This is a genomic window from Aldersonia sp. NBC_00410 (assembly GCF_026342035.1).
Taxonomy (GTDB): domain Bacteria; phylum Actinomycetota; class Actinomycetes; order Mycobacteriales; family Mycobacteriaceae; genus Aldersonia.
Map to the genome: position 1 here is coordinate 171574 of NZ_JAPENM010000001.1, position 26057 is coordinate 197630.

25 protein-coding genes are annotated in these 26057 nt (G+C 66.6%); 8 read left to right on the forward strand and 17 right to left on the reverse strand.

Going from position 1 to position 26057, the window contains the following annotated elements; all coding sequences use genetic code 11:
• The first annotated feature begins 16 nt into the window (after positions 1–16).
• The gene (locus tag OG921_RS00740) at positions 17–568 is read left to right on the forward strand and encodes a dTDP-4-dehydrorhamnose 3,5-epimerase family protein (protein ID WP_266110434.1); all 552 of its coding nucleotides are present in this window, start codon (positions 17–19) and stop codon (positions 566–568) included.
• A gap of 12 nt (positions 569–580) precedes the next feature.
• On the opposite strand, the gene OG921_RS00745 is transcribed toward OG921_RS00740, so the two are convergent.
• From OG921_RS00745 to OG921_RS00790, 10 genes are all read right to left on the reverse strand, one after another.
• Entirely contained in the window at positions 581–1606 is a 1026-nt protein-coding gene (locus OG921_RS00745) for an NAD(P)-dependent oxidoreductase (RefSeq protein WP_266110435.1), read from the reverse strand.
• Positions 1607–1656: 50 nt separating this feature from the next.
• A complete protein-coding gene (locus OG921_RS00750) occupies positions 1657–2556 on the reverse strand; it encodes a hypothetical protein (protein WP_266110436.1) in 900 nt (299 codons plus the stop codon).
• 14 nt (positions 2557–2570) lie between these two features.
• Positions 2571–3221, reverse strand: a complete 651-nt coding sequence (locus OG921_RS00755; RefSeq protein WP_266110437.1) for a PIG-L deacetylase family protein — start codon at positions 3219–3221, stop codon at positions 2571–2573.
• Complete coding sequence (locus OG921_RS00760; protein ID WP_266110438.1) at positions 3218–4036, reverse strand: glucose-1-phosphate cytidylyltransferase; 819 nt, start codon at positions 4034–4036, stop codon at positions 3218–3220. The genes OG921_RS00755 and OG921_RS00760 overlap by 4 nt, the downstream gene beginning before the upstream one ends.
• Complete coding sequence (locus OG921_RS00765) at positions 4033–5292, reverse strand: class I SAM-dependent methyltransferase (RefSeq protein WP_266110439.1); 1260 nt, start codon at positions 5290–5292, stop codon at positions 4033–4035. Before OG921_RS00765 ends, OG921_RS00760 begins: the two co-directional genes overlap by 4 nt.
• A gap of 445 nt (positions 5293–5737) precedes the next feature.
• Positions 5738–6964 (reverse strand): glycosyltransferase family 39 protein, encoded by a 1227-nt coding sequence (locus OG921_RS00770; protein WP_266110440.1) that lies wholly within the window; start codon positions 6962–6964, stop codon positions 5738–5740.
• Between the two features lie 412 nt (positions 6965–7376).
• Positions 7377–8207, reverse strand: a complete 831-nt coding sequence (gene ppk2, locus OG921_RS00775) for a polyphosphate kinase 2 (RefSeq protein WP_266110441.1) — start codon at positions 8205–8207, stop codon at positions 7377–7379.
• A 13-nt stretch (positions 8208–8220) separates the two neighbouring features.
• Complete coding sequence (locus OG921_RS00780; RefSeq protein WP_266110442.1) at positions 8221–12381, reverse strand: bifunctional nitrate reductase/sulfite reductase flavoprotein subunit alpha; 4161 nt, start codon at positions 12379–12381, stop codon at positions 8221–8223.
• 156 nt (positions 12382–12537) lie between these two features.
• Positions 12538–13239, reverse strand: a complete 702-nt coding sequence (locus OG921_RS00785; RefSeq protein ID WP_266110443.1) for a demethylmenaquinone methyltransferase — start codon at positions 13237–13239, stop codon at positions 12538–12540.
• A 69-nt stretch (positions 13240–13308) separates the two neighbouring features.
• Positions 13309–14448: a glycosyltransferase family 1 protein gene (locus OG921_RS00790; protein ID WP_266110444.1), complete on the reverse strand. Its 1140-nt coding sequence runs from the start codon at positions 14446–14448 to the stop codon at positions 13309–13311.
• 107 nt (positions 14449–14555) lie between these two features.
• Between OG921_RS00790 and OG921_RS00795 the strand changes: the two genes are divergently transcribed.
• On the forward strand, positions 14556–14831 hold the full coding sequence (locus tag OG921_RS00795; RefSeq protein WP_266110445.1) for a hypothetical protein: 276 nt from the start codon (positions 14556–14558) through the stop codon (positions 14829–14831).
• On the opposite strand, the gene OG921_RS00800 is transcribed toward OG921_RS00795, so the two are convergent.
• The gene (locus OG921_RS00800; RefSeq protein WP_266111003.1) at positions 14805–15218 is read right to left on the reverse strand and encodes a DUF3592 domain-containing protein; all 414 of its coding nucleotides are present in this window, start codon (positions 15216–15218) and stop codon (positions 14805–14807) included. The two genes, OG921_RS00795 and OG921_RS00800, sit on opposite strands and share 27 nt — an antisense overlap.
• 71 nt (positions 15219–15289) lie before the next feature.
• Positions 15290–16915: a 2-succinyl-5-enolpyruvyl-6-hydroxy-3-cyclohexene-1-carboxylic-acid synthase gene (menD, locus tag OG921_RS00805; RefSeq protein ID WP_266110446.1), complete on the reverse strand. Its 1626-nt coding sequence runs from the start codon at positions 16913–16915 to the stop codon at positions 15290–15292.
• Positions 16916–17015: 100 nt separating this feature from the next.
• Here menD and OG921_RS00810 point away from each other — a divergent pair, with 100 nt between their 5' ends.
• Positions 17016–17840, forward strand: a complete 825-nt coding sequence (locus OG921_RS00810; RefSeq protein WP_266110447.1) for a siderophore-interacting protein — start codon at positions 17016–17018, stop codon at positions 17838–17840.
• A gap of 84 nt (positions 17841–17924) precedes the next feature.
• Here the strand turns inward: OG921_RS00810 and OG921_RS00815 are convergent, their stop codons facing one another.
• Together OG921_RS00815 and OG921_RS00820 are read right to left on the reverse strand one after the other, a co-directional pair.
• Entirely contained in the window at positions 17925–18374 is a 450-nt protein-coding gene (locus tag OG921_RS00815) for a hypothetical protein (RefSeq protein ID WP_266110448.1), read from the reverse strand.
• Positions 18375–18423: 49 nt separating this feature from the next.
• Entirely contained in the window at positions 18424–19407 is a 984-nt protein-coding gene (locus tag OG921_RS00820; RefSeq protein WP_266110449.1) for an o-succinylbenzoate synthase, read from the reverse strand.
• A 67-nt stretch (positions 19408–19474) separates the two neighbouring features.
• Between OG921_RS00820 and OG921_RS00825 the strand changes: the two genes are divergently transcribed.
• The gene (locus tag OG921_RS00825) at positions 19475–20074 is read left to right on the forward strand and encodes a lipocalin family protein (RefSeq protein WP_266110450.1); all 600 of its coding nucleotides are present in this window, start codon (positions 19475–19477) and stop codon (positions 20072–20074) included.
• A 100-nt stretch (positions 20075–20174) separates the two neighbouring features.
• Here OG921_RS00825 and OG921_RS00830 read toward each other — a convergent pair whose 3' ends face one another.
• Genes OG921_RS00830 through OG921_RS00840 form a run of 3 tightly spaced genes read right to left on the reverse strand, consistent with a single transcriptional unit; the run spans position 20175 to position 22591 of the window.
• Positions 20175–20831, reverse strand: a complete 657-nt coding sequence (locus OG921_RS00830) for a PaaI family thioesterase (RefSeq protein WP_266110451.1) — start codon at positions 20829–20831, stop codon at positions 20175–20177.
• A gap of 47 nt (positions 20832–20878) precedes the next feature.
• Positions 20879–22303, reverse strand: a complete 1425-nt coding sequence (locus tag OG921_RS00835; RefSeq protein ID WP_266110452.1) for a CYTH and CHAD domain-containing protein — start codon at positions 22301–22303, stop codon at positions 20879–20881.
• 54 nt (positions 22304–22357) lie between these two features.
• A complete protein-coding gene (locus OG921_RS00840; RefSeq protein ID WP_266110453.1) occupies positions 22358–22591 on the reverse strand; it encodes a hypothetical protein in 234 nt (77 codons plus the stop codon).
• 190 nt (positions 22592–22781) lie between these two features.
• On the opposite strand from OG921_RS00840, the gene OG921_RS00845 reads away from it, so the two are divergent.
• The 4 genes from OG921_RS00845 to OG921_RS00860 all read left to right on the forward strand — a co-directional run bounded on the left by OG921_RS00845 (position 22782) and on the right by OG921_RS00860 (position 26055).
• Complete coding sequence (locus tag OG921_RS00845) at positions 22782–23363, forward strand: HD domain-containing protein (protein ID WP_266110454.1); 582 nt, start codon at positions 22782–22784, stop codon at positions 23361–23363.
• 9 nt (positions 23364–23372) lie between these two features.
• Positions 23373–24266, forward strand: a complete 894-nt coding sequence (locus OG921_RS00850) for a 1,4-dihydroxy-2-naphthoyl-CoA synthase (RefSeq protein ID WP_266110455.1) — start codon at positions 23373–23375, stop codon at positions 24264–24266.
• Positions 24267–24313: 47 nt separating this feature from the next.
• Complete coding sequence (locus OG921_RS00855; RefSeq protein ID WP_266110456.1) at positions 24314–24709, forward strand: VOC family protein; 396 nt, start codon at positions 24314–24316, stop codon at positions 24707–24709.
• Positions 24710–24837: 128 nt separating this feature from the next.
• The gene (locus OG921_RS00860) at positions 24838–26055 is read left to right on the forward strand and encodes an inorganic phosphate transporter (protein WP_266111004.1); all 1218 of its coding nucleotides are present in this window, start codon (positions 24838–24840) and stop codon (positions 26053–26055) included.
• Positions 26056–26057 lie beyond the last annotated feature (2 nt).

The window sequence follows — 26057 nt, forward strand, 5'->3', positions numbered from 1 at the left end:
GCGGCACGATGGTCGCGTGCAGATCGAATCGACCGAACTCGCCGATGTGATCGTCTTCGTCCCGACGCCGTTCCGCGACGATCGCGGCTTGTTCACGCGAACGCTGGACGCCGAAGTATTCGACGCCACCGTGGGCGGCGGCGTCGAAGCGGCATCCTTCATTCAGGATTCCCAATCGCGATCGGTGCGGGGGACGATCCGCGGGATGCATGGCCGTTCGGGGCGCGGTGAAGCGAAACTGGTCCGCTGCGCGAACGGCGCCGTCAGCGACGTTCTTGTCGACATCAGACGTGATTCGCCGACCTTCGGCAAGCAGCAGGCGTTTCTGCTCGACGACGTCGAATTTCGCCACCTGTACGTGCCGCCCGGCTTCCTGCACGGTTTCCAGGCACTGACGGAGACGGCCGACGTGTGCTACCGGATCGATCGACCGCACGACCCGGCCGAGGACCTCGGGGTGGCGCATGACGACCCGGATCTGGCCATCGAGTGGCCGCTCGCGGTCACCATGATCTCCCCACGCGACGCCAACGCCGGTAGTTGGGCAGATCTGGTGGCGAGGCTGTAACACGATACGAACTCACTCCCTGTCGAGACGGCGCATCGATGCGTCCAGCGCGCCCGCTCGTTGCAGCCCTTCGAGGTGCGGCAGGCGTGTGAAGCGGTTGAAGAAGTCGTGGCTCGTGAGCCCGGCTGCGGTGTATTCCTTGTACAACTCTGCGGCCCCGTCAGGGATCGACCACTCCGCCTCGTACGCCAGAGCCGAACGGATGGCCGAGAAGTCGACGCGGTACGAGCGGGGGTCGGCACCGCTCTCGCCGGTGATCAGCAGTTGCGCGCCGGGCACGACATCCACAACCGACTGCGCGATCTCCGCCACCGTCAGGTTGTTCGCCTCCGTGCCGACGTTGTATGCGGCGCAATGGATCTTCTCGACCGGCGCGTCGAGTGCAATGACGAAAGCCTTCGCGATGTCGCGAGCATGCACGAGCGGCCGCCACGGGGTGCCGTCCGACAGCACGCGCACGTCGCCGGTCAGCACTGCATGACCGACCAGGTTGTTCAACACGATGTCGGCACGCAGCCGCGGGGAGAAGCCGAACGCGGTGGCATTGCGGAGGAATACCGGGGAGAAGCTGGCATCGGCTATCGCGGCGACGTCATCCTCCACGCGGACCTTGCTCTCCGCGTAGGGCGTCAACGGCCGTAACGGTGCGTTCTCGGTGACCAGATCGTCGCCTGCCGAGCCGTACACCGAGCACGTGGAGGCATAGAGGAAGCGGCCGACGCCGGCATCCTTGGCAAGGCGCGCCAATCGGACCGATGCGTGATGGTTGATGTCGTAGGTGATCTGTGGAGCGAGAGCCCCGAGGGGGTCGTTGGACAGCGCGGCGAGGTGAATCACCGCGTCGAAGCCGGACAGTTGGTCGACGGTGACGTCCCGCAGGTCGACCTGCAGGCCGGGTGGATCGTTGGGCACATCGCCGAGCACGCAGTCGGCGAAATAGCCGGTGTCGAGCCCGACGACATCGTGACCGGCCGTTTGCAGGATCGGCACCATGACGGTGCCGAGGTAACCTTGGTGGCCGGTGACCAATACGCGCATCTCGTGTCCTCAGATTTCGTGTGAAGCAGTCTTGGTGTGTGGCGGGGCTGTCAGGTGAACGCCGGGGCCGGCTGTTTGCCCTCATATGTCAGTGCGACGTCTTCGGCAATTCGCTCGAAATCACGGGCGCGCAGAAAGTCTCGAAGCGATGTCCCTGTGCATTCCGAATCGACGTTGGGCGCTTCGGTACGGGAAACCACGTCGTCGAGATGGACTGTGCGGAAGTCGATGCTGAACCTTGTCCGTCCCGAATCGTTCGGCACCGTGGAGTGCAGTTGGTTCCCGGAGAACAACATGACACCGCCGGCCTCCGGAACCACGCGCACCTGCGGTTCGAGCTCGATCGGCTCCTCGGGTTTGGGTTGATCGCGCGTGTCGGTCTTGATGTGCTGGGCCGCAGTGGCTCGACTGGTGCGGTTCCACTCGTAGTAGTTGTACCGGCGCGACCCGTTGCGAACCGGGTTGTCCCAATAGCGTGGGTGGAAGGCCATGACGTTCTGTGGCAACACCGGGAAAATCGGAATCCACCAGTTGAGTTGGCAGAACGGCGCGGAATACCACGTGTCGCGGTGTGGGTGGAACGCGTATGAGATGCCGGTACTGAGGTAGTCGTTCGAGGTCGAGGTACGCATTCTCGGGACGTCGAAGTACGTCTTGTCGAGGTCACAGTCGAACTCGGCAAGTAGGTCGCGAATCAGCGATTTCGACGTCGGGTGATGGATGAACTTGGGCTTGAGGTCGGCAAGCACCCCAGCAAATTCTTCGACCGGCATGACGAACTGAGCGAGTTCGGGGTCCAGGTCTCCGAACGCTTCGGCAACCAGAACTCCGGCGTGTTCGATGAGAGCCCGGGAGGCTGGCGACGCCGGGAACACCAGGACCCGACCGCGATACAGCTCTGTACGCCTCGTCTCATCGTCCATCTGTGGATTCGAGTACACGGTAGTCATCGTCGTGTTCTCCTTCAGCGATTTCCGAAACTGATGGCGGCCTTCTCCAGTACGAACGCCTCCGCGTGCGAGCTCCGGCATTGCACCCCGCGGAGGCGGGAAAGCCCGAGAAACGACTGCTCGTCGAACCAATCGTGCGACGTCTGGGACGGATAGTGCTTGTACAGCAGGCGCGCCTTCTCTTCGGCGACCTGCAGCGTAAGTGGATGGAATGCCGTAGGACGAGGTGTGTCCGTCTCCCATTTCAAGATCTCGTAGCCGAGAATGAGGTGGTCGCGAAATTCGGTTGGCACTAGTTCGGCGAGCAGCCGATGATCTTGATGGGCATCCCCGCGGTGCGGACCGAAGACCAGCTGCGGTTCGCAGCTCTGCCGAAACTCGTTGAGCGCATTCTTGATTCGATCCCAATACGCCGGCGCTCGGCCATCCGGAATGGCCAACACAGTGATGTCGAGATCTGCACCCGGACAGAAGGCGCCGAGAGCCGAACGCTCCTCTGCTTCACGTTCGGTCCAGGCGCCGGACAGCACGAGGGCGCGCACCCGAAGACCCGGGACCGCCTCCGCCAAACTCAGCAACGTGCCACCCATGCCGATCGCGATGTCGTCGCAATGCGCGCCGAGCACCGCGATCTCCTCGATGGCGCCGGTGTCGAGCGCGATCATCGCACCAAGGTGGTTTCGGGCGAAGGCGGCTTCGCCTCGGCCTCGCCCTCCCATACCATCCACGGCCGAACACCCTTGTGGTAGCCGGCCTCGAGTTCGGCGCGCTCCTTGAAGGTGTCGGCGGGCTTCCAGAATCCGTCGTGCCGGTAGCCGAACAGTCGCCCCTCGCCCGCGAGCGTTCCGCAGACGTCGGCCACCAAGTCGCCGCCCGGCGGGAGGTAGTCGAAGATCTCCTGGGTCAGCACGAAGAATCCGCCGTTCTCCCAGATCGGCAACTCCGAGACCGGAGTGATGTCCTTGACCTCGCCGGACTCGCTCACCTCGACGCAATGGAACGAGGACTGCGGCGGCACGACCATCATCGAAGCCGCGGCACCGGACGCCTGCATTCGATCGACGATGTGATCCATCGGGGCGTCTGTCAATACGTCGGCATAGTTGGCGAGAAAGTATTCGTCACCGTCGAGGTAGCCACGCACCCGGCGCAGCCGCTCGCCGATCGGCGACTCGAGGCCGGTGTCGACGAAGGTGATCGTCCAGTCGCTGATATCGGAGTGCATCAGTTCGACCTTGCCGCCGCGCATCACGAAATTATTCGACGCGGCCTCCTGGTAGGTCAGGAAGTAGTTCTTGATATGCGAAGCGCCGTAGCCGAGGCAGAGGATGAAGTCCTTGTGCCCGAAGTGCGCGTAGTAGCGCATCACATGCCAGATCAGCGGCCGCGGTCCGACCATCTGCATCGGCTTCGGTACGGCGTCCTCACTGCTGTTGCGCATCCGCATTCCGTACCCACCACAGAACAGGACGACCTTCATTGTTCTTGCCTTCCACTGGCTTCCGAAACGGACAGGTCCGCGCTGTGCAACGTCGGCAGCGGGAATACGAGCTCGCCGCCCCATTCGGCGATGTAGCCGAGCTGCTCGGTGAGCTCGGTCTCGAGATTCCACGGCAGGGCGAGGACCACGTCGGGGCGGTCCTTCGTGATTTCCGCGGGGTCGTGGATCGGGATACGGGTTCCGGGAGTGAACCTGCCGTGCTTGTACGGGTTGCGGTCGACGGTGTACCCGAGTAGGTCGCTCCGGATTCCGCAATAGTTCAGCAAAGTGTTTCCCTTGCCGGGGGCGCCGTACCCGACGACCTGCTTGCCTTCGGCCTTTGCCTCGAGTAGAAAACGCAACAACTCTTGCCGGACCGCCTCGGTGCGCGGACGCAGTTCCAGATATCCCGCGACCTCGTGCAGCCCTGCCTCCTCTTCGATGCGCAAGACCTCGGCGACGCGCTCGCTCGGCGTGCCCGCCGACTCCGCTGGCCGTGCCCAGACCCTGATCGACCCGCCATGGGTGGGGATCAGTTCGACATCGACCACGCTGAGCCCGGCTGTGGCGAGCGCTCGGCTGGCGGACAGCACGGTGTAGTACTGGAAATGCTCATGGTAGATGGTGTCGAACTGGCCGAGACTGACCAGATTCAGGGCATGATGCACTTCGATGCTCAGCCACCCGTCGTCGGCCAGCAGACCACGTAGTGAACGCGTGAATCCGAGCAGGTCAGGGATGTGCGCGTAGACATTGTTCGCGACCACGAGGTTCGCCGGACCATGCTCGGCACGGACTCTTGCGGCGAGATCCTCGTCCAAGAATGCCGTCTCGGTGGGCACACCACGGTCGCGGGCGGCGGCACCGACGTTGACCGACGGCTCGATCCCGAGGCATGGCACCCCGGCCGCGACCGCGTGCTGCAACAAATAGCCGTCGTTGCTCGCGACCTCGACGACGAACGAGTCGGCAGCCAGACCGAGACGTTCGATCGACTGATCGACGAATCGCTTCGCGTGCTCAACCCAGCTGTCGGAGTAGGAGGAGAAGTAGGCGTACTCCGTGAACGTCTCCTCGGGCGTGATCAGCGCCGGGATCTGCAGGAGCAGGCAGTCCTCGCACAGCCGCAGATGCAGCGGATATGTTGGCTCTGGAAGATCAAGCTCCTCGGCCGCCAGGAATTTCTCGCATGGCGGCGTAGCGCCAAGGTCGAGGACGCTCAGCAAACGGGTCGAATCACACAGTCGGCAGCGCACCCAGCCCCTCGATTCATCAGTGGGTGTGACAAAGAACTTCAGCTATGGCTGCTTTGTCGCCCGCCGCTCACCCGATGTTACGAGCAACACTCGGGCAATTCGCCCTCGCGGGCGGGAGACCCGCGCTGACCGGGGGGTGAACCGCACATACCCCGGCAGTTGCCACCTCCCCGAGTCCGAACCGCCGCGGATTCATCCCGTACCGGGATCGTCGTGGGTGATGGATCTGGGCAGGTGGCTGACCACGTTCAGCCGAGCGAACGTCCTGTCATGGGCCTCGGACCGGCACTTCTCCCGGAGGGTTGTCGATCGGCGCCTTGAACGGTCAGTCCTGCTCCTCATCGGAGGGCGACCGCGACGGCCATCCTGGACCGTGATGAAGCCATCGCGCATCAGCGCCACGTCGTTGCACGAATCCGCCCTGGGTGCCGCCGGGCTCGCCGGACTATCGGGCGAAGAGTTTGGTGGTGAGGACCCCGCGGGCGTCAACCGACACTTCTCGAAGGCCTTCGTCGCAGTCATCGGGCCAATCCGTAGGTTCCTTCTTCGACGCGCGCTCGAACCATACGAGCCACACTCTCTGGTAGGGCGCTAAGGCCTCCTGTGTGCATTCCAGTCCGCCGCGTTCGAGCGTGGTGAAGCTATTGTCTCCGTGCGGATTCAGCGGATCTGCAACGTCTCTGTCGGAGAGGTAGTAATGCATCGCGGACCGCCCGAGCCAGTGGTCCAGGACGATTGCGTCGCCGGGGCGTGCCTCCGCTTCGATACGTTCGAACACGGCCCTGAAGTCTTCGCCATGACCATCTGCGTTGCGGTAATCCAGCACGATCGGTGCGGACAAGACCGCGAGCAGGACCGCGAATACTGCGTTGATGTACCACTTCCGAAACGCAAGCACGACAATTAGCGCGAAGAACGGTACCGCGAAAAGACCGTACCGAAACAAGAAGACGTTCTGCACCTGCGAAATCAGCCAGAGCGGAGCGGGAAAGATCGCGATCGCCAAAATCCAGGAATATTCCGTTATTTGTCGTCGACGCAGCGTGGCGAGTATGAACCACGCCGACGCCCCGACGAATATCAGCGCGATCGTCCTGTTGGTGAGCAGCGCATCGGTATATGCAATGAGTTCCCTGGGCGTGGGCCGCGGAAGGTAGACGTCCAGCATCGTGGAGCGCTGCGCGTAGCTGATCGCCGCAACCGCTCCAGCCACAAGGACCGCCGGTACCGCAGCCAGAGCAAGGCTCTTGCCACGTTTGACGTACAACCCGTACAGCAGGTGCGCCACGAGAAGGTAGAGACCGAGCAAGTTGAACAGCGGGATGCAGGCAACAACAATCGCGTAGACGATCCACGGCCACCGCGAGTTCCGCTGTGCCGCTATATGAAGAGTGAGGGTCGAAACGACCGCCAGCATGATAACCAGCGCGCCTTCGCGAGCTTCTTGCCCATACCTTGTGGCCGCAGGCATCAACGCGAAGATGAACGCACACAGCACTGCATTCGACTGCGTGGTGTAGGTCCGCGCAATCGCCATGAGCGCAACTGCCGCGACGGCGATTGCGACCGCCGAGGGCAGACGCAACGAAACCTCTGAACAACCGGCAACGCTCGTCCACACCGACTCGAGCAAATAGTACGGCGCATGCACTGCGTCGATATCGTTGCTCACTTCGAGGATTGTGCGCCAACCGGTCTGAGCATTGTCCGCGGTGGCGGCTTCGTCACGCCATAGCGACGGTGTACCGATCCGCCACAGCATCAGAAGCAGAACAGCGAGACCGACCGCGACATCGACCGGCCACCGAAAGGCGCCAGTCCCATACCGTTCCGAGGCAACGCGAGAAGGTCTTTGCGTCACGTCCGGCCGAGTGTCGGCCAATCCGCCGCGCGGCCCAGATACCAACGAACTCCCCAAACGTCGACGCGGCAGCGTCCCCGTGTGCGAACGACTCGATCCTGTCCGTCAACATCGTCAGGGTGCTTGATGCCGTTACAGATTCGCCCACACTGTCAAGTTTTGGGGCGCGCAGCGCGCAGCCGCTCGGCGGTCGAGCGGAACCCGGTCCTATCGGTCAAACGCCCTATCCCACCTCGAACCGCCGCGGAATCCAGTTCTGCGAGTCGATCGGCGGGCGCGCGTACGACCGCTCCTGCCGGGGCGGCAGCTCGATCTTCTCGTGCGGCACGTCCTCGTACGGGATCAGGCTGAGGAAGTGGCTGATCACGTTGAGCCGGGCGGATTTCTTGTCGTCGGCGTCGACGACGTACCAGGGTGATTCCTTGGTGTCGGTGTAGGCGAACATCTCGTCTTTGGCTTCCGCGTAGTCCACCCAGCGCTCGCGCGCGTAGAGGTCCATCGGGCTCAGCTTCCAGCGCTTCTCCGGGTTCTTGATCCGGGCCTGGAATCGGCGCTCCTGCTCGTCGTCGGACAGCGAGAGCCAGTACTTGACCAGGATCAGCCCGTCCCGGATCAGCCCGCGCTCGATCACCGGGCACTGCCGCATGAACTCCTCGTGCTGTTCGGGGGTGCAGAAGCCCATCACCTTCTCCACGCCGGCGCGGTTGTACCAGCTGCGGTCGAAGAGCGCGATCTCACCGCCGGACGGCAGTTGCGCGATGTAGCGCTGGAAGTACCACTGCGTCTTCTCCCGCTCGGACGGCGTGCCGAGCGCGACGACGTGCGCGTACCTGGCGTTGAGCCGCTCCAGGATGCGTTTGATCGTGCCGCCCTTGCCCGCGGTATCCCGGCCTTCGAAGATCACCATCACGCGCTTCTTGTGGTAGACCACCCACTCCTGCATCCGCACCAGCTCGGTCTGCAGGCGCTCGAGTTCCTTCTCGTACTCCTTCTTGGTGAGTACGCGCGTCTCTACGTCAGCGGTGCCGGTTTTCCCGGGCTTCTCGGAGGCCATGCACAAAGATTAGTCAGTACACGTCGCGCAGGTAACGCTTCTCGCTGGTGAGCCGTTTCTTGAACGCCAGCGCGGCGTCCCGGTCGAGCTTGCCGTGTACCTCCGCGATCTCGAGCAGTGCCTCGTCCACGTCACGGGCCATCCGGGACGCGTCCCCACACACGTACAGGTGCGCACCGTCCTGCAACCAGGACCACAGCTCCGCGCCGTGTTCGATCATCCGGTGCTGCACGTAGATGCGTTCGCGCTGGTCCCGGGAGAACGCGAGATCGAGCCGGTTGAGGAAGCCGTCGCGGAACATGTCCTCGAGCTCGCTGCGGTAGTAGAAGTTGTGTGCGGCGTGCTGGTCGCCGAAGAACAGCCAGTTCTTCCCGGTGTGCCCCTGGGCTCGCCGATCGTGCAGGAACCCGCGGAACGGTGCGATCCCGGTGCCGGGTCCGATCATGATCATCGCGCCGGCCGGGTCTTCGGGCGGTTTGAACGCGGGCGCACTCTGCACGTACACCGGCACCGGATCGTCTGCGGCGCGGTCGGCGAGGAATGTCGAGCACACGCCGTCACGCGGTGCGCCGTCGTCGCCCGGGTAGCGCACCACCGACACCGTCAGTTGCACCTCGCTGGGCGTCGTACGCGGGCTGGACGAGATCGAGTACTGCCGCGCGGCAAGCTTTTTCAGCACACTGCGCCATTCGATGAAGTCGGCCTGCACCGGGAACGCCCGCAACAGGTCCGGCGCGTGCCTGCCCCACATGAACTTTGCGAGGTCGTTCTTGTTGTCGCGCCGCAACAGTCGCGCGAGCTCGGGATCCGAGTTGCGCGCGGCGACGAACTTCAACAGGTCGGGGGTGATCTTGCTGATGTCGAACCGGGTCCGCAGCGCCTCCGCGAGCGTGATCTCCACACCGTCAAGATCGATTCGGCGATCGCCGTTCAGTCCTGTAGCCGTGAGCCAATTATCCACCGCGGGAATGGTATTGGTGGGATAGATGCCCAGCGAATCCCCCGCCGCATAGGTCACCGCAGTACCACTGAGATCGAAACCGAACCGGCGCACCTCCTTTGCCGAATCCGCGCTGGTGAGCAACTCGTTGCGGACCAGGCACGCGAGCACCGGGTTGGCTCGCGTGCCGACCGGCGGCGCGGCCGGCGTGATCACCCGCGCGGGGGTCGGCGGGGCCAGCGTCGCGACACCGCCCGGTGCGGGACCGGCACCCGCACCGAATGGCTCGGGGCCCGACGGCATGACCGCGCCGCCATCGTCGTCCGCACCCAGCAGCGTCACCATCTCCGCGAGCCAGGCGTCGGCGGGTTCGGTGTCGTCCGGCTCGCATTCGACCCGCTCGCGTACCCGGCGCGCACCGAGGTTCTCCAGCCGTGCGTCGATGTTCTTCGCGTGCCCGCAGAAGTTGTCGTAGGAGGGATCGCCCATGCCGAGCACCGCGTAGCGCACGCCGTCGAGTCGCGGCGCATCGTCGGCGTCGAGTTGGGACCAGAAGTCGGCGCCGTTGTCGGGCGGTCCACCGTCGCCGAACGTGCTCGTCACGACCAGCAGGTCGCGGATTCCGACCAGGTCGGCCGGGGCCGCGTCGTCCATCCCGAGCGACCGGACCGGGATTGCGCAATCGGTCAACGTCGACACGGCATGCGCGGCGAATTCTTCGGCATTTCCGGTCTGCGATGCCCAGAGCACAAGTACACCAACTGATTTTGTATCCTCGACCGTCTCGGTCAGCACCGCGGGCGCGACCTCGCCGGACCGGCTGAACATGCCGGCCAGCACGCCGTCCACCCACATCCGCATCGATTCGCTCAACGGCGCCGACGCGGGCACCGTCGGTACGCCCACCGGCTCGGCACCGATCCCGGCGAGCAGGCCGGCGAGGTAGTACTTCTCGTTCTCGGTCGGCGTCGGCGGCGCGAAGTCGTCGAGCCCGAGCATCGCATGCAGGTTTCCCATCGCGGGCGCGGCGGCCGGTACCTGCACCGGCACTTCGACCGGGCGCAGGGCGACCGCACACGCCTTGAATTCGGGTTGCAGCGACGCGGCATCGGTGGCGTCGTTGGTGACCGCGTTGATGGTCAGGTACTCGCCGTGTTCGTCGTTCCAGTGGAACGGCACGAAGCAACCGCCGGGACGCACGCGATCGGTCACCACCGCGGGCAGCACGGCCCGGCCGCGCCGTGAGGCGATTTCCACTTCGACGCCATCGCGGATCGCCAGTCGCTGCGCATCCTCGGGATGAATCTCCACGAACGGCTTCGGATTCAGCTTGTTCAGCTTCGCGACCTTGCCGGTCTTGGTCATGGTGTGCCACTGGTGTTGCAGCCGACCGGTATTCAGCACGATCGGGTACTCGTCGTCGGGCATTTCGCGCGCGTCCATGTGCGGGCGGGCGAAGAATTGCGCACGGCGACTCGGCGTGGGGAACGCGAGTCGTGGGGTGTGTCCGTCCCCGGCGACGAACAGGTCCTGGCTGACGCCGTCGTTGAGATACCGAATCGGGTGCCGGTGGTTGTCGTCGGCGGGCGGCGCGGGCCACTGCACCGGCTCGCGTCGCAAGCGCTCATAGCTCACCCCGCGCAGGTCGTATCCGGTGCGCAGGTTGGAGAACCGACGGATCTCGTCGAAGATCTCCTCGCTGGACTTGTAGCTGAAATCGTCGGCGAAACCGAGCGCGCAGGCCACGTCCGCGATCAGCTGCCAGTCCGGCCGCGCGTCACCGGGCGGCTCCGTGGAGCGTTTCAGGAGGGTCATGTTCCGTTCCGAGTTCACCATCACCGCATCGGCTTCCGACCACAGCGTGGCGGGCAGCAGGATGTCGGCGTAGGCGTTCGTCGCGGTCTCGGTGTAGGCGTCCTGTGCGATCACCAGTTCCGCGTTCTCCAGTCCGTTGATCACCGTCTTGCGATTTGCCACGGAGGCAACGGGATTGGTGCAAATTATCCAGCACGCCTTGACGTCGCCGGTGCCGAGCCGCTCGAACAGCTCGATGGTGCCTGGCCCGACGTCGCTGCGGATGGTGCCGGGTTCGAGGCCCCATTCCTGCTCGCAGAACTCCCGGTCGGCGGGTGCGAGAACCGCGCGCTGGCCGGGCAAACCCGGTCCCATATAACCCATTTCGCGGCCGCCCATGGCATTCGGCTGCCCGGTCAGCGACATCGGCCCGCTGCCGGGTGTGCAGATCGCGCCGGTCGCGAGGTGCAGGTTGCAGATCGCGTTGGTGCTCCAGGTGCCGTGCGTCGACTGGTTGAGGCCCATCGTCCAGCACGACATCCACGACTTGGCGTGCGCGATCATCCGAGCGGCGGTGCGGATGTCGTCTTCGGCGAGCCCGGTGATCTCGGCGACCCGGGCGGGCGGGTAGTCGGCGAGCAGTTCGCCCATCGCCTCCCAGCCCTCGGTGTGCTCGGCGATGAACGTCTCATCGATGTCACCCGACTCCACCAGCAGATGCAGCAACCCGTTCAGCAGTGCCAGATCGGTGCCCGGCTTGATCTGCAGGAACAGGTCCGCCTTCTCCGCAGTGGTGGTGCGGCGCGGGTCGACCACGATCAGCTTCGCACCTGCCTTGAGCCGATCGGCCATGCGCAGGTACAGAATCGGATGGCAATCGGCCATGTTCGAGCCGATCACGAAGAACAGGTCGGTGACGTCGAAGTCCTCGTAGGACCCGGGCGGGCCGTCGGCGCCGAGCGACTGCTTGTAGCCGGTCCCGGCAGAGGCCATGCACAGCCGCGAGTTCGACTCGATGTGCACGGTGCGTAGGAAGCCTTTGGCCAGCTTGTTCGACAGGTACTGCGCCTCGATCGACATCTGTCCCGAGACGTAGAGCGCAACCGCGTCCGGGCCGTGTTCGTCGACGATCGCCCTGATCCGCTCGGCGGCCTCGGTCACCGCGTCGTCCACCGGCACCGGCGTCGGCTCGCCGCCGCGCTGGGGACGGATGTACGCGGTGGACATCCGGCCGTCGACGGCCGCCATCATCTCCGCGTGCGTCGCGCCCTTCGTGCACAGCCTGCCGAAGTTCGTCGGATGCAACTTGTCGCCGCTGACCTTGGCGATCAGCGGATTGCCCATCGCGTCGGGCTTGGTCTCGACCACGACACCGCACCCGACACCGCAGTACGAGCACGCGGTTCGAGTCCTGGTCGTCGTTGCTGATGTCTCGGCCATCGCCACCGATGATTACGGCGGCGCGTTCCACTTGATCGACAACGACGTTAGCGATGTGTCACGGCTGGCTCACGTGCGTGGACAATTCCGGGTGAGGAGGGGGAACGAGCAGGTCAGCGCGCGAATTGCCGGCCGAGCGTGGTGGTGAGATGAGTCTCACACTTTGTGCGCGCGATGCAGCGCGACGATACCGCCGGTGAGGTTGCGCCACTGGGTGCCGGACCAGCCGGCGTTGTCGATCCGGTCGGCGAGCTTGCGCTGATTCGGCCACGCCCGGATGGATTCGGCCAGGTAGACGTAGGCGTCGGGATTGCTGGAGACACGGCGCGCGACCTGCGGCAACGCCTTCATCAGGTACTCCAGGTACACCGTGCGGAACGCGGCGTTGACCGGGGTGGAGAACTCGCAGACGACGAGCCGGCCACCGGGCTTGGTGACCCGCGCCATCTCGCGCAGGCCGGCCTCGAAATCGAAGACGTTGCGCAGGCCGAACGAAATCGTCACCGCGTCGAACACGGCGTCCGCGAACGGCAGCGCCATCGCATCGCCCGCGACCATCGGCACTCCGCGCGACCGTCCGGCGGCGAGCATGCCCTTGGAGAAGTCGGTCGCCACACACCATGCGCCGGACTTGCGCAGCTCGACGGTGGAGACACCGGTGCCGGCCGCCAGATCGAGCACCCGCTCCCCCGACTTCGGGTCGAGCGCCTTGCGGGTCGCGTGGCGCCAATACCGGTCCTGGCCCATCGAGATGACGGTGTTGGTGATGTCGTATCGCTTGGCCACCCCGTCGAACATCGAGGCCACCTCGTGCGGTGCCTTCTCCAGCGACGCGCGCGAACCCTCGGTTTCCGCCACGCCCCAGACCGTACCGGTTCGCCGAGCGCACACTTCTTCCGGCTGCGGGGGCGGCCAGAGCAGGAAGAACTATGCGGTCGCGCGGATCGGGTCGACGCCGAGCACGTCGGAGTAGTGCCCGAGCAGTTCGTCGCAGACCGCCGGCCAGCTGCGGCGCAACACCGATCGCCGGGCGGCGGTGGCGAACTTTGCGCGCAGCGCCGGATCGGCCAGCGCACCGACCGCGGCAGGCAGCAGTTCGGCGAATCGCTGCGGCGGCAACAAATACCCGGTTCGGCAGTGCGCGATGAGGTCTCGCGGTCCACCCTGGTCCGGGCCGATGGCCGGCACCCCGCTGGCGAGCGCCTCCTGCACCGCCTGGCAGAACGTCTCGTGCTCGCCGGGGTGCACGAACACATCGAGGCTCGCGTAGGCCTGGGCGAGCTCGTCACCGCCGAGGTGACCGGTGAATATCGCGCCGGGCAGCAGCTGCTCGAGCCGCGCCCGCTCGGGGCCGTCCCCCACGATCACCAGCTGCACCCGCCGATCACGAGCGAGCACGGCGAGTCGATCGACATGCTTCTCCGGCGCCAAGCGACCCACGAATCCGACGATCAACCGACCGTCGGGCGACCACTGCGCGCGCAGCGCGCTGCGGCGGGCATGGGTCCCGAACCGCTCCAGATCCACCCCGCGGCCCCACCGCTGCACGCGCGGGATGCGGTGGCGTTCGAGGTCGGCGACCGCGGCGGTGCTCGGGGCGAGGGTCCGCGCCGCGCGGCTGTGAATACGCCGGGTCCAGGCCCAGGCGGCCCGGCTGGTCAGGCCGAGACCGTAGCTGTCGGCGAAGCCCGCGACATCGGTCTGGAACACCGCGACCGCGGGCACGTCGATTCGCAGCGCCGCGGCCAGGCCACCCGCGCCGAGCAGAAACGGCGAGGCGAGGTGCACGACGTCCGGGTCGAAGTCGCGCAGCAGCGAGGTCATTCCTGGCTGCGGCAAACCGATCGGCAGCGAGTTGATCCGGGGCACCATCACCGCGGGAAACCGGTGCACCGGCACACCACGATGGCTGGTCGCCGGGCCGACCGGTGCGCCCGCAGGTTGACCGGGAGCGAGCACGATCGCCTGGTGTCCACGGCGCTCCAAGTGAGCGAGCACGTGCAGCACCGAGTTGGTCACGCCATTCATGTTCGGCAGGAACGATTCCGCGACTATTGCTACTCGCACATACGCGAGTGTGACCGCGGCAGCTCCGGATCGGCCCACCAGGACGTGAAGGTGGGTGGAAGATAAGACGAACGGTACGTGTCGGCGCGCGGCAGTAATCTGGCCGCATGTCAGCAACGCTGGAGGAACTGGAAGCGCGAGTTGCGGCGCTGGAAGCCGAGCGTGCCGATTACCGCGCGGTACTCAGCGCGATCAACGCCCTGGGCGCGAATCAACGCGAGCACTCCGACCGAGTCCACGCGGTCGAGGACGGGCTATCGGGTGTCGAGCAAGCCCTGTCGGAGGTGCAGCGCACCGTCACCGATTCGATCGGGCAGATCCGTTCCATCGACGAGCACCTGGCGGAAGTAAAGGACCTAATCGTGCGCGCGCTCGACCGATAGATCGCTCGCGCGCCCGCGCCGGATCCGGCGATCGAGATACAAGGCAGGCAGCGCGATCGCCCAGGTCACCACGACCACCGACGCGGTGGGAATGATCGCGACCCGGGCGTCGCGACCGGCGACCCGGACCAGGTCGGGATCGGTGCGCGAATACTCGACATCGATGTGCTCGCCACTGGTGAGGTTGGTTGGGTAGAGCACGCCGAGTTCGGGATTGTGCGTGACACCGTCGGGGGTGACGAAGCTGACCGCCGACCGCAGCTTGCCGGCCGACAGCACCTCGGCGGTGGCCGTGCCCATATCGGCGGAGATCTTCTGGTCGTCGCGCCACGCGGCAAGCAGCAGCAGAATCGCGAGCACCGTCACCGAGATCGCGGCCACGAGAATGGTGGTGGCGAGCCGGGAGCGACGACCTGCCTGCGGATCGTCGGTCGTCGGGACGTCCGGCGCGTGGTCGATCACAGCCGGGCGCGGACCGCGGCGTGCAGTTCACGCAGCCCGGACCGCTCGGTGGCGACTTCGAGCACCCGCAAGCCGTCGGTCGACTCGCCGAGTTCGACGGCCAACTCGGCGGGGTCCACGAGGGCGTGCGGCACCCGGTAGGCGCGGCACAGCGCGGCCAAATCCATGCCGTGCGGCGTGCCGAACACCCGCTCGAACACGCCCGCGTACTGCGGGTCGCCCTGTTCGAGCAGTTCGAAGATGCCACCGCCGTCGTCGTTGGCCACCACGATGGTCAGGTCGCGCGGTCGCGGCTCACCGGACCCGATGAGCAGTCCGGCCGCGTCGTGCAGGAAGGTCAGATCGCCGATCAGCGCGACGGTGCGGCCGTCGTGTTCGAGCGCGGCGCCGACCGCCGTCGACACCGTGCCGTCGATCCCCGCGACACCGCGGTTGGACAGCACCTTCACGCCCGGCTTCGGATGGCTCACCAGGGCCGCGTCGCGGACCGGGTTGGACGCGCCGAGCAACAGCTGATCGCCCTCGTGCAGGGCGTCCATCACCACCGCAGCGACATGCAGCCCGGTCGGTTTGGGGTGTGCGGCAAGTTCTTCGCGCACGGCGCGGTCGGCGCTCGCGCTCACTCGCGCGCATCGCGCCAGCCAGGCATCCCGCGGCGCGCCCGAGGTGAGGGCGCGCGTCCCGGTCGCGAGCACGTTTCCCGAGACATCCGGCCAGCGCGGACCGGTGGTGAGCGCGTACACCGCGACCGCGGGATCGGCGAGCAGTTTCGAGACCGGGCGGTGCAGGGTCGGGCGGCCGGTGATGATCGCCTGCCGCGGCTCGAGCAACGGCAGCACCAGCGGATGCAGGGCAGGTCCGTGCAGCGGGGCGGTCGGCTCGGCGACCGTCGGCAACCCGGCGAGTTCGGGCCGGTAGGCAGCGCCGTGACCGGAGATGACCACGGTGTCGGGCGTCAGGTCGATCTCGACCGGCACATCCAAGGTGGCGTGCTGGGTCGCGGTCCACGGTGCGCCGTCGGGTCGGCCCGCGGGTGCCCCTGCGCCCGAATGCACGTCGGGGACCAGCGGCTCGCGCAACGGGATGTCGAAATGCACGGGGCCGGCATTGCCCGAGCGGGTGCCGCGCGCCGCGGCGAGCACTCGACAGACCGCCGAGCGCCACTTGCTGTTCTGTTCGCGACCTATCTCGTCACGGTCGTCCTCGGCGAGCCCGAGGCTGATCGTGGCGCGCACCTGACTGCCGAACAGACCGAGTTGCTCGACCGTCTGGTTCGCGCCGGTACCGAGCATCTCGTATGGGCGGTTGGCCGAGAGCACCACCAGCGGGACGCGCGCGTAGTTCGACTCCAGCACGGCGGGACCGAGATTCGCGACCGCGGTGCCCGAGGTCATCACCACTGGAACTGGGCGCCCACTCGACACCGCGAGGCCGACGGCGAGAAATCCCGCCGTCCGCTCGTCGATCCGCATGTGCAGGCGCAGTCGCCCGTCCACATCGGCCTGCTGCAGCGCGAACGCGAGCGGCGCGTTTCGGGAGCCGGGACAGAGCACCACCTCGCGAACACCGCCGCGAACGAGTTCATCGACGACGACGGTGGCCTGCGCGGTGGACGGATTCACCTCACCAGATTGTCAGAACCCACGGAAAATGCATTCAGCGCTTCCAAATTAGGGTTCGCTAACCTAAGCTCGGCTGCACATCCGTATGAGCGAGGAACCCATGGCCAAACGCACCAAATACGTCAAGCCCGAAGAGCCCACGCTGCTGCGCGCGCAGGTTTTGGCGAGCAAGCAGATCAGCCCGAACTTCGTCCGCGTCACCGTGGGCGGCGACGAGCTGAACAGCTTCACGCCGATGGGGTTCGATCAATGGTTCCGGCTGTTCATCAAGCGCGACGGCCAGACCGAGCTGAAGCTGCCGACGCAGACCAGCATGCTCTGGTACGCGCAGTACCTGATGATGGGCAAGGACAAGCCGACCGTGCGCAACTACACCGTGCGCGACTTCCGCCCGGCCGGCGCCGGCCTGTTCGGCGACGGACCGGAGATCGATATCGACTTCGTCTCACACGGCGACGCGAGCCCGGCCTCCGCATGGGCGAACTCGTCCGATCCCGGGGAAGAGCTCGCGATGCTCGACGAGGGTCTGATCTACAACCCCGACCCGGAAGCGGACTGGCAGTTGCTCGTCGGTGACGAGAGCGCGCTCCCCGCGATCCTCGGCATTCTCCGATCCGCCGAGCGCGATCTGCGCGGCGAGGCGTTCATCGAGATTCCGCACGCGGACGACACCCAGGACGTCGACGCGCCCGCCGGCGTGAACGTGCACTGGCTGGTGCGCAGCGATCCGCACGATCGCACCGGCGACCTGGCGCTGGCGACCCTGAAGGCGGCCACGCTCCCCGAGGGACGCGGGTTCGCGTTCGTCGCCGGCGAGCGCGACCTCGCCACCGGCGTCCGCCGTCACCTGGTCACCGACCGCGGCTTCGCCAAGGAGGACGTCTCGTTCACCGGCTTCTGGCGCAGGGGCAAGGCGCAGGGCTGAGATCGATCGATGAACGTTCGTGCGCGCGGCCAGTGCATCCCCCGACCGAGGTCGCCATGCACAGACCGCGCGCACGCTTCGTTTCTAGCCCGCGTGTCGCTCGATCACGTGTCCGACGCGCGGTAACGCGTCGATGACGTGTCGCTTCGCGGCAGGACGCATGGTCGCGTACACCCGCTTGACGGCCTGCATCGTGCTGGCGGCTACGCGACCGTCGGTCACCTCGAGCAGTTCCTCGGCGACGTCGTCGGCGCGCTCTACCAGGAACTCGCCGAAGGTTCCGGTACCTGAGACCCGATAGTCGTACCAGTGCCGCTCGAGCCGGCCGACGAGCTCCGGCAGCAACGCGACGAGTGCATCGGACACCAGGTCCGGGTTCATGCGGTTTACCGCGCCGTAGCCGGCCTTCACCGCGAGCCCGGCTGCGCCGCGCTTGCCGGCAACTTCGGCGTCGATGACGGCAACCGCATCTTTGACGAACGCCGGGTGACGCGTGACTAGCAGCGCGTCATAGAGCGTAGTGACTGCGACCACCGGACTCTCCTCCGAATACCTGTCAGTCGGTTTTTAGCTAACCTACTGTTCAACCATAGTTTACTAGGAAGTAACAATCACTGACGCGTTGCGTCCACCACACCCTACGGTCTCGTGGTGCCGCCAGGCGAGTTAGCAGGTCCGGGTCCGGTTCGACCGAATCCACCGGCACCACACCGGCATTCATTCCCCCTACCGGCACGACATCGGTCTCGAAGAAGCCGCCGGTGCCGAGCCCGCAGGCCAGGCTCAGGTTGGGCAACGCTGCCGCCGCCGCCACGCCCGCCGCCATACCCACCGCCGAATCCAGCGCGCTCGACACCACCAGATCGGCGCCGAGCTCACGCAGCTGCCCGGCCAGCGCCACCGTCGCGCGCATTCCGCCGAGCGGCGCCACTTTCACCACAGCGACGTCCAGGCCGCCTGCCCTGGCGACCCGCAGCGGGTCGGTTGCTCGCCGGATGCTCTCGTCGGCCGCGATCGGGACCTCCGGGACCCGGCGGCGCAGCTCGACCAGTTCGTCGACCGTCGCGCACGGTTGCTCGGCGTACTGCAACGGACCCGACACGGTCAGCGCGCGCAGCGCCCGCACGGCCTGTTCGACGGTCCACCCGCCGTTCGCGTCGACCCGAACATTCGGGAGCAGGGCGCGCACCGCCTCGACCCGTGCGACATCGTCGGCCAATGTCTGCCCCGGCTCGGCAACCTTCACCTTCGCGGTGTCCGCGCCGGGGAAGCGGTCCAGGATCTCGGGCACTCGCTCCGCGCCGACGGCGGGGACGGTCGCGTTCACCGGGACGGCGTCGCGCAGCGGGGTCGGCGGGCCGAGCCACGCGGACTCGATGGCCGATCGCAGCCAGTTCGCGGACTCGGCCGTGTCATACTCCAGAAACGGCGAGAACTCCCCCCACCCGGCGGGCCCGCGCAGCAGCGCGACTTCCCTGGTGGTGATCCCCCGGAACCGCACGCGCATCGGCAGGCGCAGGACATGGAGATCGGCGAGTACCTCGGACAGTGGCGGCAGGTCGAGCACGGGTCCATTCTGTCCCTGCGCGGGGGCGCATCGTTTACGCATCGGACGTACGGGTTAACTCAGACGCATGAGACACACCTTTCGTGCCGCGGCAGTTGCCCTGGCCGGCCTGGCCGCGATCGGTTTCGGAACGGCGACGGCGACCGCCCAGCCGGCCGCACCCGGACCCCTCCAACCGATCTCCAGCCTCGACCTCGACCGTTACCTCGGCCGCTGGCATCAGCTCGCCGCCATCCCGCAACCGTTCAGCGTGATCTGCGCACGGGACACGACGGCGCAATACGGCCTCACGCCGGAGGGAAACGTCTCGGTGCGCAATGACTGCACCACCTGGGCCAACACCCCGAACTCGATCACCGGCACCGCGCAGGTCGTCGACCCGGTGACCAAGGCGCAGCTGCGCGTGACGTTCCCGCAGAACGGATCCGCAGACCCCACCGACGTGTTCCCCAACTACATCGTCACCGCGATCGCGCCCGACTACAGCTGGGCGCTGGTCGGCGATCCATTCCGGACCTCGGGATTCCTGCTGTCGCGCACCCCGGCGCTGACCGACGCGCAATGGCGCGCGGCGCGCACCGCGATCGCCGACGCGGGCTACAACGGGTGCGTCTTTTTGACTTCGCCGACCACCGGCGGGCGCTCGGACGTCAGCCCGCTCTGCTGAGCGCCGACTCCGCGCATCAGGTCATGAATGGAAGATTTGGTGCGTTCAGCGGAGTGAACGCTTCCGTTCACTCCGGAAAAATGGGGGTGTGCCGTGGGGGTCAGGGCTGGTGCGGCAGCAGTTGCACCATCAGCGCCTCACAGTCGGCGAGCAGCTTGCCGGAGGTGTCGGTGAGCTTCGCGCTGACGAATGTCTTGCGACCCTCGACGCGATCGGCCTGCCCCTCGACCACCAGTTCGGTGTAGAGCGGGGTGACCGCGCGGTAGTTGATGTGCAGGTATGCGGTGCGGCTGATCGGCCGGCCCGCCGCGTGCACGATCACGCCGAACAGGTCGTCGAACAGCAGCGGCAGCACGCCACCGTGCACGGCCGCGTTGCCGCCGAGGTGGTAGCGGGTGAACATGCCCGTGCTGCGCACGCCCTCGGGCCCGAGCTTCTCCCACGTCCAGGGCAGCATCAGCAGGCTGCCACGGCCGGGCAGCCTGGGCAGCCGGCCAGCCGGGCCGACACCCTCGGGGGCCTCGTAGGGATCGAGCAACTCCGCGAGTTCGTGCGCCAGCGAATACGCTTTTTCGATCACATCGGCGGGAGCGTCGATCGATACGGCGAGATCCTGAACCCGGCGCATCTCGGCCACGAAGTTGCCGAAGGCCTCCGGCGCATCGTCAGCGGCGGTGTACTTCGGGAAGCCACCGTGATGCTCGTAGGTGTCGTCCTTCGGCGCAAACGGCGCGCGCTGCGGCGCGTTATCGGTCATAGAAGCAGGTTAACGATGCTTTCCGGAGTTTCGACGAGCGGCCCGTGTTACTTGCCTCGCACTGCGGCGACGGCCGCTGCTCCCCGGGCCTGCTCGCGCGCGAAGAGCAAGCCGTAGGTGAAGCCGTTCGCGGAGCCCGAGGTACCGGTCCGCGCACCGAGCCGCCACAGCGTCTCGGCCGCCACCGCGGCGTCCTGATGATCGCCGAGTTCGGTCTGAATCTTCTTGTAGTGCTTGACTTGCCGCTTCGATTTCGCTTTACCCAGCACCGGCCGGCCCAGTTCGGCCGCGTATCGGGCGCGCTTGGCCGCCTTTCGCGCGCGGTGCAGCGGCTCGTCCTCACGCGCGCGAATGCCCTGCTTCAACCGCTTGTCCGCCTTGTGCTCCGCGGCCGCGATCGCGTCGCGCAGCTTGCCGTCCTCGGCGTCGGCGACCACCGGCGGCCGTGCAGCCCACTCGGTCAGCAGCGCGAGCAGCGCGCGGTACCGCTCGCCGGCCATCACTTCGGTGACCACCGTGCGGGCGCGCAACTCTTCGCCGAGCAGCGTCTGCTCGATGTCCGCCGCAACCGACCCGAGCACGTGCTCCGGCGGCAACGTGGCCAGCGCCCCGGTGAAGTACTCGCGCTGCACCTGCCGGTCGCGCACCTCGCCCAACGTGCCGGCGAACCACTTCAGCTCCTCGTCGACCTCGGGCGCGGCGGAGGTGAAGTCGCCGAACACACGCAACGTGCTGCGCAGCCGCCGGATCGCCACGCGGGTGGCGTGAATCGGGTCGACGCCGCGCCGCAAACCGACGTCACCGCGCAGGATCTCCTCGACCTGTTCGGTGACGTACGCGGCGACGGCGGACGTGGCCCGCGTGCCCTCGATCGCCGGGCGCGCGGGCGCGCCGAGGACGCGGGCAAGTTTGGACGACGAAGCCGCCGTCGACGCACCGGCGGCGAGCATCTGCTTGCGCGCAGCGCGCAACACGCTCGGCGGGGCGGCGACCACTTCCACCTCGACCTCACGCCATTGCATCGGCTCCGCGTCGGCGCGCAGATCCTCCGCCTCGACCCGATCGTCGGCGACCTCGACGAGCGCCTCGCCCTCGGCGTCGACAATCCGATCGATCGATCTGCGGGTGACCATGTGCGCGACCACGTCGAGTGGCTTACCGAGCCGGACGCCCTCGATGACGTCGAGTAGCCGCTGCGGAATCTGGCCGCGATCGCCGAGCGGTTCCTGCAATTCGACGCGCGCTTTGCCTTCGGGCACCTTCAACTGCCAGCCCTCGTCGCTGCCGCCGATCCGGCGGCGCAACAGCAATCCGCGGGCGAGCAGCGACCCGTCCGCGGTGTCGAAGTAGGTGTTCTCCAGCCGAACCTCGACGTGCTTGCGGCGTGCCCCGTCGACGGCCGTCACCAGATCGGGCAGGACGAAGTCCTCGGCGACGTCGTACTTGTCCTCGCGCTCGAGATATTCGGTCATACCGACAGCATTCCCTACCGTCGCGGCTCGACAACCTGTGAGACGGCCAACACGTCAGGCGACGAGCCAGAGCCTGCGCCGCACAACACGTTTCATATCGTCGATCACGCCCATCGGGACACCGCGCGGCGGCGTGCAGCCCAACGCCACGTCGAGTTCCCGGAAGAAGTCCGCCTCCCCGACGCCGAATTCCGTACGGATATCGGCTGCCGGGCCGCCGCCAAGGCTGTACCAGCGCAGCTCGAACTCGACCATTCGTTCGTGGTCATCGGGACCGATGGCGGCCATGGGCGTTCCCTTCCGTCGCACAAGTGCGCGCACACCATAGCGCCGCCAACGGGTAAGAGAGAAGAATTGGACAGGCAACGATCCGATCACTGCGCTACGGTCGCGACCATCACCGGATTGCACGGGACCGAATCGGACCGCACGGCCCGCCTCCAACGGCGTGGGCGAGACCGAATTCGCAGGAGGTGCGATGCAGGAAGCACCACTTGATTCGCGGCCGCTCGCACTGGCCGCACAAGACCTCGCGCGACGCCTCACGACCGACGAGCCACGCCTGTTCGATCACCTACGCGGTGTTGCCGCCCGCGCCGAATCCTTCGCCCCGACCGTCCCCGCCGATGACCGCGACGCGCTCATTGCGGCCGCCTGGTTACACGACATCGGCAAGGTGCCCGCGCTCCACGACACTGGCCTTCATGGGGTCGACGGAGCGCGCTTCCTGCGTCGCTCGGGTTGGCCGGCACGGGTGTACAACCTCGTCGCCTATCACTCGGGCAGCCGCTTCATCGCCCCCCTTCGTGGGCTCGCCACCGAGCTACGCGAGTTCACCGACACCGACGACGAGGCCACCGATGCGCTCACGCTGGCCGACCAGACCACCAGCCAGGACGGCGCCGAACTCGACCTCGACGAGCGCATCGCCGACATGCTCGCCCGGCATGCCCCGGACTCACCGACCGTGCTCGCCCACCCGCTCCGCGAGGGCTACCTGCGCGCGGTGGCCAACCGAGTGAGCGGGCGCATTGCCGGACTGAAAGCGACCGGGTCGTAATCTCGGGGCGTGACCTTCAACCCGACTCTCTGGCGCCCGGTTCCCGGCTTCGAGAACCTCACCGACATCACCTACCACCGGCACGTCGAGGTCCCCGTCCTGCGGGTTGCCTTCGACCGGCCGGAGGTGCGCAACGCGTTCCGGCCGCACACCGTCGATGAGTTGTATCGCACCCTCGACGACGCACGGATGACCGCCGATGTGGGCGCGGTGCTGCTCACCGGCAACGGCCCGAGCCCGAAGGACGGCGGGTGGGCGTTCTGCTCCGGTGGCGATCAGCGGATCCGCGGTCGCTCGGGATACCAGTACGCCGCCGGCGAGACGGCCGACACGGTGGACAAGGCACGCGCCGGCCGGCTGCACATTCTCGAGGTGCAGCGGCTGATCCGCACCATGCCCAAGGTCGTCATTGCTCTGGTGAACGGCTGGGCCGCGGGCGGCGGGCACAGCCTGCACGTGGTGTGCGACCTGACCCTCGCGAGCCGCGAACACGCCCGCTTCAAGCAGACCGATGCGGACGTGGGCAGTTTCGACGGTGGTTTCGGCAGCGCGTACCTCGCCAAGATGGTCGGGCAAAAGTTCGCCCGCGAGATTTTCTTCCTCGGCGAGACCTACTCCGCCGAGGAGATGCACCGGATGGGCGCGGTGAACAAGGTGGTCGACCACGACAAGTTGGAGAACGTCGCCATCGACTGGGCGGCCACGATCAACGGCAAGTCGCCGCAGGCGCAGCGGATGCTCAAGTACGCCTTCAACCTCACCGACGACGGGCTTGTCGGCCAGCAATTGTTCGCCGGCGAGGCGACCCGGATGGCGTACATGACAGACGAGGCGGTCGAGGGTCGCGACTCGTTCCTGCAGAAGCGCGAGCCGGACTGGTCGTCCTACCCCTGGTACTTCTGACGGCCAGGACACGGCAATGGACTGCGCACACCGGGTAAACATGAGCCGTGGACATCCTCAGCAGCCGCACCCTCCTGCGTCCCGCCGACTACGAGCGCACCCTGGCCTTCTATCGGGACGCGCTGGGCCTCGCGATCGCCCGCGAATACCCGGGCGGCACCGTGTTCTTCGCCGGGCAGAGCCTGATCGAGGTAGCCGCACACGGCGGCAGCACGGGACCGAACAACTTCCAGGGCGCGTTCTGGCTCCAGGTCCGCGACATCGCGGCGGCACAATCCGAACTCGAACGCAACGGCGTCGAGATCGACCGTCCCGCCAAGCAAGAGCCCTGGGGGCTGCACGAGATGTGGATCACAGATCCGGACGGCGTCGCGATAGTCCTGGTCGAGGTGCCGACAGACCATCCCATCCGACGCGATAGTCGCCAGTCGGATTCGCGCTGAACGGACCTCGGCGGAGAGAATCGTCGAGGCGTGGTGCCTCCAACGCTTTTGATCGGCCATCAAACACACGCTGACAACGTCGCCGAACAGTTTGGTTTTAACCTGCCGAGTAGGCACACTCCATGAGTGTGAGCGCAGAGTTCCTCGTTCTAGCCATCGTTGTCGTAACGGCCCTGGCGTTCGACTTCACCAACGGCTTCCACGACACCGCCAACGCGATGGCAACTTCCATAGCAACGGGGGCTCTTCGACCGCGAGTCGCGGTCGCCCTGTCGGCCGCATTGAATCTGCTCGGCGCATTCCTCTCCGTCGCAGTCGCTGCGACCGTCGCCAAGGGAATCGTCAACCTCGGTGACGCGAGCGGCGAGGAACTGCTCGTCATCGTGTTCGCCGGCCTGGTCGGCGGCATCCTGTGGAACCTGCTCACCTGGCTGTTCGGATTGCCGTCGAGTTCCTCGCACGCCCTGTTCGGCGGGTTGATCGGCGCCACGATCGCCTCGCTCGGCGCCAGCGGCGTCGACTGGTCCGGCGTCGTCAGCAAGATCGTGATCCCCGCCGTGCTGGCACCGCCGGTCGCGGCCATGATCGCCGCCCTCGGCACCTGGGGCGTCTACCGGATCACGCGCGGCATCCGTGACGACGATCGGGTCCGCGGATTCCGCTTCGGCCAGATCGGCACCGCGTCGATGATCTCGCTGGCGCACGGCACCAACGATGCGCAAAAGACGATGGGCATCATCTTCCTCGCGCTGGTGGCCTACGGCACCGTCGATCCCAATGAGGGCATGCCGTTTTGGGTGAAGGTGGTGTGCGCGCTCGCCATCGCACTCGGCACCTACCTGGGCGGCTGGCGAATCATCCGCACCCTCGGCAAGGGGCTGGTGGAGATCGTTTCGCCGCAGGGCTTCTCCGCCGACTCGAGTTCGGCGGCCATCATCCTCACCTCGAGCCACTTCGGGCTTCCACTGTCGACAACACAGACCGCCACCGGTTCGATCCTCGGCAGCGGGCTCGGCAAGCCCGGCGGCGAGGTGCGCTGGAAGGTACTCGGCCGAATGGCCGTCGCCTGGCTGCTGACCCTGCCCGCGGCCGGCATCGTCGGTGCCATCTGTTGGGTCATCGCGAACGCCATCGGCGGGCTGCCGGGCGTCATCGTGGTATTCGCGTTGCTGATTGCCAGTGCCTCAGCGATGTGGGTGCGCTCGCGCCGCAATCCGGTCGACACCACCAACGTCACCGCGGACTGGGACGAGGACACCCCGTCACCCGTTGCGAACCCTGCCGTTGCGAAACCGGCCGTCCGGAAACCGCCTGCAGGGTCGGTATCGGACGCCGGGAAGGTCTGAGA

What these genes read in the sequence shown, in the direction of transcription:
- OG921_RS00745 (WP_266110435.1), bottom strand. Translation starts at nt 1,606, where the DNA reads ATGCGCGTATTGGTCACCGGCCACCAAGGTTACCTCGGCACCGTCATG.
- OG921_RS00750 (WP_266110436.1), bottom strand. Translation starts at nt 2,556, where the DNA reads ATGACTACCGTGTACTCGAATCCACAGATGGACGATGAGACGAGGCGT.
- OG921_RS00755 (WP_266110437.1), bottom strand. Translation starts at nt 3,221, where the DNA reads ATGATCGCGCTCGACACCGGCGCCATCGAGGAGATCGCGGTGCTCGGC.
- OG921_RS00760 (WP_266110438.1), bottom strand. Translation starts at nt 4,036, where the DNA reads ATGAAGGTCGTCCTGTTCTGTGGTGGGTACGGAATGCGGATGCGCAAC.
- ppk2 (WP_266110441.1), bottom strand. Translation starts at nt 8,207, where the DNA reads ATGGCCTCCGAGAAGCCCGGGAAAACCGGCACCGCTGACGTAGAGACG.
- OG921_RS00780 (WP_266110442.1), bottom strand. Translation starts at nt 12,381, where the DNA reads ATGGCCGAGACATCAGCAACGACGACCAGGACTCGAACCGCGTGCTCG.
- OG921_RS00795 (WP_266110445.1), top strand. Translation starts at nt 14,556, where the DNA reads ATGTCAGCAACGCTGGAGGAACTGGAAGCGCGAGTTGCGGCGCTGGAA.
- OG921_RS00810 (WP_266110447.1), top strand. Translation starts at nt 17,016, where the DNA reads ATGGCCAAACGCACCAAATACGTCAAGCCCGAAGAGCCCACGCTGCTG.
- OG921_RS00825 (WP_266110450.1), top strand. Translation starts at nt 19,475, where the DNA reads ATGAGACACACCTTTCGTGCCGCGGCAGTTGCCCTGGCCGGCCTGGCC.
- OG921_RS00830 (WP_266110451.1), bottom strand. Translation starts at nt 20,831, where the DNA reads ATGACCGATAACGCGCCGCAGCGCGCGCCGTTTGCGCCGAAGGACGAC.
- OG921_RS00835 (WP_266110452.1), bottom strand. Translation starts at nt 22,303, where the DNA reads ATGACCGAATATCTCGAGCGCGAGGACAAGTACGACGTCGCCGAGGAC.
- OG921_RS00840 (WP_266110453.1), bottom strand. Translation starts at nt 22,591, where the DNA reads ATGGCCGCCATCGGTCCCGATGACCACGAACGAATGGTCGAGTTCGAG.
- OG921_RS00845 (WP_266110454.1), top strand. Translation starts at nt 22,782, where the DNA reads ATGCAGGAAGCACCACTTGATTCGCGGCCGCTCGCACTGGCCGCACAA.